The sequence below is a fragment of the Gaiella sp. genome, assembly GCF_039915195.1.
Lineage (GTDB): Bacteria > Actinomycetota > Thermoleophilia > Gaiellales > Gaiellaceae > Gaiella.
This window is the reverse complement of sequence record NZ_JBDSNT010000128.1, coordinates 1-7,358: the sequence shown is the minus strand read 5'-3', so window position 1 is coordinate 7,358 and position 7,358 is coordinate 1. Positions and strand designations below refer to the sequence as shown.

The window sequence follows — 7,358 nt, the reverse complement described above, 5'->3', positions numbered from 1 at the left end:
CCGGCGGTGCAGCGTTCCTGTTGTGTCGTCGTGCGGCCAAGCTCAGCGCCCACGCCGGACAGTGGTCACTGCCAGGCGGCCGGTGCGACGGCGATGAAACCGCACCCGAGGCTGCGCTCCGTGAACTCGAAGAGGAGCTCGGGCTGCGACTCGGCCACGACGCCGTTCTCGGCCTGCTCGACGATTACGTCACTCGCTCCGGGTACGTGATCACTCCCGTTGTCGTCTGGGGCGGCGGCGATGTCGATCTCTTCCCCGACCCTGTCGAGGTCGCATACGCGTACCGGATCGGACTCCACGAGCTGTGTCGGCCAGATTCCCCGCGCTTCGCGACGATCGCTGAGAGCGACCGGCCCGTAGTGGAGGTCCCGCTGGGCGGCGATCTGATCTACGCGCCAACCGGCGCCATGCTCGTTCAGTTCCGCTGGGTCGCCGTCGAGGGTCGAATCGACGAACGAGTCGACGGCTTCGAGCAACCCGTATTCGCATGGCGATAGGCGCGCCACGTGCGACTCAGGCAACAAGCTCGACGCCGGCACGGCATTAAAGACGACCGGTTCACTAAGGCTCGCCCCCATCCGCGTGCGGCCCGCGCCTTGTTGTTCTACGCCGCAACGACAGCGAAGCGGTCGCCGGCGAGCACCCCGCGCAGGAACTGCCCCGTGTACGAGGCGGCCACCGCTGCAATGTCCTCCGGCGTGCCGGCAGCGATCAGTTCGCCGCCGGCCTCCCCGCCCTCGGGGCCGAGGTCGACGACCCAATCGGCCTGCTTGATCACGTCGAGGTTGTGCTCGATCACGAGCACGGTGTTCCCGGTGTCGACGAGCCGCTGTAGGACCTCGAGCAGCTTCTCGATGTCGGCAAAGTGAAGGCCCGTCGTCGGCTCGTCGAGGATGTAGAGGGTGCGGCCGGTCGCCACCTTCGAAAGCTCCGACGCGAGCTTGACGCGCTGCGCCTCGCCGCCCGACAGCGTCGTCGCCGGCTGGCCGAGACGGATGTAGTCGAGCCCGACATCGTGCAGCGTCTGCAGCCGGCGGCGGATCTTGGGGATGCGAGCAAAGAACTCGAGCGCCTCCTCGACCGACATCTCGAGGACGTCCGAGATCGACTTGCCCTTGAAGCGGACCTCGAGTGTCTCCTTGTTGTAGCGCTTGCCGTGGCAGGTCTCACATGGCACGTACACGTCGGGCAGGAAGTGCATCTCGATCTTGATCTGGCCGTCGCCCTTGCATGTCTCGCAGCGACCGCCGCGGACGTTGAAGGAGAAGCGGCCCGGCTTGTAGCCGCGCACTTTTGCCTCTGGCGTCAGGGAGTAGAGGTCTCGTACGTGCGTGAAGAGATCCGTGTAGGTCGCCGGGTTGGAACGCGGAGTCCGACCGATGGGCGTCTGGTCGATGTCGATCACCTTGTCGAAGACCTCGATCCCCTCCACGTCCTGGTGCGAGCCCGGCTTCACCCGCACCTTGTTGAGACGGTTCGCGAGCGCCTTGTAGACGATCTCGTTCACGAGCGTCGACTTGCCCGAGCCCGAGACGCCGGTGACGCAGACGAACTTGCCGACAGGAAAGTCGACGTCGATCTCCTTCAAGTTGTGTTGGGCGGCACCACGGATCGTGAAGACACCGCGGTCGTCCTCGCGCCGCGGAGGGATTGCGATCGTTCGCCGTCCGGAGAGGAAGTCACCCGTCACGGACCCCTTCGTGCGCATAACCTGCTTTGCCGTGCCCTCGGCGACAACATACCCGCCGTGCTCGCCTGCCCCGGGGCCCATGTCGACGACCCAATCGGCGACGCGCATCATCTGCTCGTCGTGCTCGACGACGAGCACCGTGTTTCCGAGTGCCTTCAAGCGCTGCAGCGTCTGGATCAGCCGGTCGTTGTCGCGCTGGTGCAGACCGATCGACGGCTCGTCGAGAATGTAGAGGACGCCGACGAGCTGGGAGCCGATCTGGGTCGCAAGGCGGAGCCGTTGTGCCTCGCCGCCGGATAGCGTCTTCGCAGCGCGGTCGAGCTGGAGGTAGCCGACGCCGACGTCGGAGAGGAACGTGAGCCGCTCGCGGATCTCCTTCACGATCCGGTGGCCGATCAGCTCCTCCGTCGGGCTCAGGCCGAGGTCGTCGAGGAAGCCGAGCGCGCCCGTGACAGAGAGACAGGCGAATTGGTTGATCGAGCGTCCGCCAACGGTGACCGCGAGCACGGCGGGCTTGAGCCGCGCGCCGTTGCAGTCCGGACAGGGCCGGAAGCTCATGTACTCCTCGATCCGCTCGCGCTGCTGCGCCGACTCTGTCTCGCGGTAGCGCCGCTCGAGGTTGCGCAGGATGCCTTCGAACGCCATTGCGTACTGGCGCTTCCGGCCCATCCGGTTCTTGTACTGAACGAGGATGCGATCCCCGTTCGTGCCGTAGAGGAACCAGCTGCGCTGCTCATCCGTGAGATCACGCCAGGGGAGATCGACATCGATTTCGTAGCGGTCGGCAATGGCCTGGATGACCCCCTCGTAAAAGCTCGAACTCCCGACCGACCAGGGCACGAGCGCTCCGTCGGCGACGGAGATCGACGGGTCGGGAACGAGCATGTCCGGATCGATCTCGAGCTGGGCCCCGAGCCCCGTGCAGCGCGGGCACGCGCCGTGCGGAGCGTTGAACGAAAAGATGCGTGGCTCGAGCTCGGGGAGCGAGACACCGTGCTCGGGACAGGCGAAGTTCTCCGAGTAGAGGAAGCTCTCGCCGTCGACGACGTCGACACCGACGAGCCCTTCGGTGAGCGAGGTGGCGGTCTCGACGGACTGCGTCAGGCGCTGCCGCATGTCGGGCTTGAGCACGAGCCGGTCGACGACCACCTCGATCGTGTGCTTGAACTTCTTGTCGAGGACGATCTCCTCCTCGAGCAGCCGCTGCTCGCCGTCGACCTTGACGCGAGTGAAGCCGTCTCGGCGAAGCTCCTCGAGGACGTCGCGGAATTCGCCCTTGCGGTCGCGCACGATCGGCGCATTGACCGTGAAACGTGTGCCCTCCGGAAGCGCGAGAATCTGCTCGACGATCTGGTCGAGGCTCTGGCCAGCGATCGGGCGCCCGCAGACCGGGCAGTGAGGACGCCCCACCCGGGCATAGAGAAGGCGGAGGTAGTCGTAGATCTCGGTCACGGTGCCGACCGTCGAGCGAGGGTTCCGCGATGTCGTCTTCTGGTCGATCGAGATCGCAGGAGAGAGCCCGTCGATCGAGTCGACGTCGGGCTTCTCCATCATCTGGAGAAACTGGCGCGCGTAGGCCGACAGTGACTCGACGTAGCGGCGCTGACCCTCCGCATAGATCGTGTCGAACGCGAGCGAGGACTTGCCCGAACCGGACAGACCGGTGATGCAGATGAGGGCGTTGCGCGGGAGACGGACGGTGACGTCCTTGAGGTTGTGCTCCCGGGCACCATGGACAACGAGCTCTTCAATCGGCATACGAGCCAGCTTACCGCGTCTGTCTCGATCGAACAAGTGTTCGTAGCACGATCGCCGATCGGCTAGCGGGCGGCCTACTTCCGCTCTAGGCCTTCGCGCGTCGCCGGCCGAAGATCAGACCGCCGACGGTGAAGCCGAGCCCGAACGTCCCGAGCGCGAACGCGCCGACGGCGACGACCTTCCGCCACACCGAGAGGCGGTGCCAGTGCCCGAGCGCCGCCTGTTCCTGCTCCGTCAGCTCCTCGCCACGCCGCTGCTTGCGCAGTGCTCCACCGGCCTGAAGGCCGAGGTAGAGGTCGTCAAAAATCTCCGGGGTCTGTTCCGACATGCTCCGAGTGTATAGCCTCGTTCGGCGGTGACTGCATGCCTGATCCACATCTCCGATCTCCATCGCGGTACGCGCGAGGCTCCTGCGCTGGACGACGCTCTCGTCGCGTTGTGCGAGGAGCTCCGGCCCGAGGCCGTGATCGCGAGCGGCGACCTCGCGAACCGGGGACGGTCGACGGAGTTCGAGGCATCGAAGGCGCTGCTCGATCGCCTCCCGGCACCCACGCTCGTCGTGCCGGGCAACCACGATCTCCCCTACCGATTCCCGACGAGATTCACGAGCCCGTGGGACCGCTTCACGGACGTTTTTGCAACGACGGATCCGGTACTCCGCACAGATCACGCCGTCATCTGTGGCCTGAACTCCGCGCGGCCATGGCGACATCAGGGTGGGCGCCTCGGACCTTCCCGACTCGCCGCCGCGGCGGCTGTGCTGCGCGACGCACCGCCGAACGCTCTTCGGGTCGTCGCCCTCCACCACCACCTCTCGGGTGCCCCCTGGCGTGCCTCGCGGAAGTTTCCGCTCAAGGATCGGGACAAGGCCCTCCGCTCTCTTGCGATCGCAGGAGCGGATCTCGTCCTGGGCGGCCATATCCACCAGAGCACCGCTGTCGGCAGACAGGCCTTCGAAGCGCTCGACGACAACCGGGTGTCACTCGTCCTCGCCACCGCGCCGGGCTTCGGCAGGCCTCGCCCTCACCGCCTCGGCGAGGCGAATGGCCTCCATGTCGTCCGCTGGACGAACCATGATCTCGTGATCGAGGCTAGGATCTGGCAGGAAGCCGAGTTCGACCTGGCCAGCGAGTACCGTGTACAGCGGCACGTACATGCTGATTTGCAGGGATAATCGGGTGACGCGGGGTTGTATTCTTCGTAGAACCGTGGCACCATGCGCAAGCCGTTTGTGCAAGTGGAGGGGGATGTGGGGATGCGATCCTCGCGAGGAGCGATGACGTTATGGACCGTCACGGTTGCCCTACTGGGGTTCGCCGCTCTGGCCGCGGGCTTCGCCGGCGCCGCCTCCAAGCGCACAGTGATCGCGTACGGGAGCGAGCGAGGAGGGCCCGGGCGCGTCCACGTCTACGGCGCGACGGCGGGCGTTCGCCGGGTCATGCAGTCGCGGGGCCCGGGAATGGATGTCGCGCCGAGTTGGGCACCGACCGGGCGCCATCTCGCACTCGCCACGTCCGATGCAACGGGACAGGACTTCGATATCGCCGTCGTTGCAGCAAATGGGTCGGGCCGACGCAAGATCACAGAAGGCCCCGCATGGGACGAGGAGCCCGCCTGGTCGCCCAATGGGAAGTGGATCGCGTTCTCGAGTGACCGCACCGGAAGCTTCGAGATCTACACCATTCGTCCCAATGGAACGGGCCTGATGCAGTTGACGTCGAACGCGTGCGAGGACACCGAGCCGTCGTGGTCTCCAGACGGATCGAAGATCGTGTTCACGAGCAGGCGCGGCGGGTTCGCCCACCTCTGGACGATGAATGCGGACGGTACGGGCGAGCGCAGACTTCTCAAGGCGCTGTCCACGTCGCCGGCATGGTCACCGGACGGCATGACGATCGCCTACGTGAGCGACATCGACGGCGACAGCGACATCTTCACCGTCCGCGCCGACGGAAAGGGTGTCACGCGACTGACCGACAACGCCAACATCGCCGACGAGGGGCCGACCTGGTCTCCGGACGGGTCGATGCTGGCATTCGCGAGCGACCGTGACGGTGACTCCGACATCTTCAGGATGAACGCCGACGGTGGCGAGGTTCACGTGCTGACGAGCGGTGTATGGACGGACAACGCGCCCGCATGGCGCCCCTGAGAGCCGCGGTGAGCTCCGGGGGGCGAGTCCGCCGCGAGGTGCGCGGATGACCGACCATCTCACCGAGTTGAAGATGCGCCTCGGCGAGGTCTCCGACCTTCGCTCGGCATCCGCGCTCCTCGCGTGGGATCAGATGGTGATGATGCCGCCCGCAGGTGCGACTGTCCGCGCCTTCCGGCAGGCAACGCTCGAGCGCGTTGCCCACGAGCGATTCACCGAAGATCGAATCGGGGAACTCGTGAGCGAACTCGACGGTCTCGAATCGTCGCTGCCGTACGACTCGGACGACGCCAGCCTGATCCGGGTGACGCGGCGGGACTGGGAGAAGGCGCGCCGGATCCCCGCAGAGCTCGCAGCGCGGCTCACGCAGACGGCGTCCGAGGCAATGGAGGCATGGGTCGCGGCTAGGGCCGCGAACGACTATGCCGCGTTCCGCCCGTGGCTCGATCGCCAGCTCGAGCTCAAGCAGGAGTACATCGCCTGTTTCGGCCCGACGGCAGACCCCTACGACCACCTCCTCGACGACTTCGAGCGTGGAACGAGCACCACGGAGGTTTCGGCCATCTTCGCTCGCCTCAAGGAGGTGCTCGTCCCACTGATCGAGGAGGTGAACGCAGCCGGACACGGCGGCGGCCTCGGCGGCGGCCCCTTCCCCGAGGAGGGGCAGCGCTTGGTCGGGCTAGCCGCGATGACGGCGTTCGGCTTCGAGCCGGAGTCGTTTCGACTCGACACGACGGTACATCCATTCTGCTCGTCGTTCGCGATCTCCGACATTCGGGTCACAACGCGTTACCAGGAAGACGATCTCGAGTCGTTGTTCTCGTGCATGCACGAGATCGGCCACGGGCTCTACGAGCGCGGCGTCAGCCCGTCGCTCGAACGCACGCCACTCGCCCACGGCTGCTTCTCCGGGCTGCACGAGAGCCAGAGCCGGCTGTGGGAGAACATCGTTGGCCGCTCTCTCCCGTTCTGTCGCTGGCTGCACCCGCAGCTTGTCGCGACATTCCCCGAGGCGCTCGGCGGCTTCTCCGTCGAGCAGTTCCACCGAGCCGTCAACCGCGTCGAGCCCTCGTTCATCCGCGTCGACGCCGATGAGGTCACGTACGGGATGCACATCATCCTGCGTTTCGAGCTCGAGCGAGAGCTGATCGCGGGGACGCTGTCCACGGCAGATCTGCCCGACGCGTGGAACACGCGGTTCGAGGAGTACCTCGGCCTGCAGGTGCCGGAGGATCGCCTCGGCGTACTCCAGGACGTCCACTGGTCGTGTGGCTACTTCGGCTACTTCCCGACCTACCAGCTCGGCAACGTGATGAGCGTGCAGATCTGGGAGGCAGCGCAGGCGGCACTGCCGGGACTCGAGGAGCAGTTCGAGCAGGGCGATTTCTCGGCACTTGGAGCGTGGCTCCGCGAGAACCTCTACTCACTCGGCCGCAAGCTGACGCCCAAGGAGACGCTCGAACGTGTCGCGGGGGGACCGCTCGACCCGGAGCCGTACCTGCGCTACCTGCAGGGCAAGCACGGTGTCGGCGTCACGGCCTGACCGGTCCGCGGATGGCGCGGCGACACGTTACGTCGAACCGGCGACGACCAGCCCCGACTCATAGGCGGCGACCACGGCCTGCACGCGGTCGCGGACCCCGAGCTTGGCGAGGATGCTCGCAACGTGCGACTTCACCGTCGACGCCTCGACGAACAGCTCGACGGCGATCTCCGCATTCGAAAGGCCGCGTGCAACGAGCCTCAACACGTCGAGCT

General features: G+C 66.3%; 7 protein-coding genes. 4 read left to right on the top strand and 3 right to left on the bottom strand.

What is annotated here, in order from left to right; translation table 11 throughout:
• Positions 1-497: CoA pyrophosphatase (locus tag ABIR74_RS11935; protein ID WP_348178388.1), on the top strand; the 497-nt coding region annotated here is incomplete at its 5' end.
• Positions 498-604: 107 nt separating this feature from the next.
• On the opposite strand, the gene uvrA is transcribed toward ABIR74_RS11935, so the two are convergent.
• Positions 605-3,448 (bottom strand): excinuclease ABC subunit UvrA, encoded by a 2,844-nt coding sequence (uvrA, locus tag ABIR74_RS11930; RefSeq protein ID WP_348178386.1) that lies wholly within the window; start codon positions 3,446-3,448, stop codon positions 605-607.
• A gap of 85 nt (positions 3,449-3,533) precedes the next feature.
• On the bottom strand, positions 3,534-3,776 hold the full coding sequence (locus ABIR74_RS11925; RefSeq protein ID WP_348178384.1) for a hypothetical protein: 243 nt from the start codon (positions 3,774-3,776) through the stop codon (positions 3,534-3,536).
• 27 nt (positions 3,777-3,803) lie between these two features.
• Between ABIR74_RS11925 and ABIR74_RS11920 the strand changes: the two genes are divergently transcribed.
• The 3 genes from ABIR74_RS11920 to ABIR74_RS11910 all read left to right on the top strand — a co-directional run bounded on the left by ABIR74_RS11920 (position 3,804) and on the right by ABIR74_RS11910 (position 7,143).
• Positions 3,804-4,622: a metallophosphoesterase gene (locus ABIR74_RS11920; RefSeq protein ID WP_348178382.1), complete on the top strand. Its 819-nt coding sequence runs from the start codon at positions 3,804-3,806 to the stop codon at positions 4,620-4,622.
• A gap of 102 nt (positions 4,623-4,724) precedes the next feature.
• A complete protein-coding gene (locus ABIR74_RS11915; protein WP_348178380.1) occupies positions 4,725-5,600 on the top strand; it encodes a hypothetical protein in 876 nt (291 codons plus the stop codon).
• Between the two features lie 46 nt (positions 5,601-5,646).
• A complete protein-coding gene (locus tag ABIR74_RS11910; protein WP_348178378.1) occupies positions 5,647-7,143 on the top strand; it encodes a carboxypeptidase M32 in 1,497 nt (498 codons plus the stop codon).
• A gap of 27 nt (positions 7,144-7,170) precedes the next feature.
• Here ABIR74_RS11910 and ABIR74_RS11905 read toward each other — a convergent pair.
• Positions 7,171-7,358: helix-turn-helix transcriptional regulator (locus tag ABIR74_RS11905; RefSeq protein WP_348178376.1), on the bottom strand; the 188-nt coding region annotated here is incomplete at its 5' end.

Excerpts from the sequence above, each read along its gene's own strand:
- uvrA (WP_348178386.1), bottom strand. The coding sequence starts at position 3,448 with ATGCCGATTGAAGAGCTCGTTGTCCATGGTGCCCGGGAGCACAACCTC.
- ABIR74_RS11925 (WP_348178384.1), bottom strand. The coding sequence starts at position 3,776 with ATGTCGGAACAGACCCCGGAGATTTTTGACGACCTCTACCTCGGCCTT.
- ABIR74_RS11915 (WP_348178380.1), top strand. The coding sequence starts at position 4,725 with ATGACGTTATGGACCGTCACGGTTGCCCTACTGGGGTTCGCCGCTCTG.
- ABIR74_RS11910 (WP_348178378.1), top strand. The coding sequence starts at position 5,647 with ATGACCGACCATCTCACCGAGTTGAAGATGCGCCTCGGCGAGGTCTCC.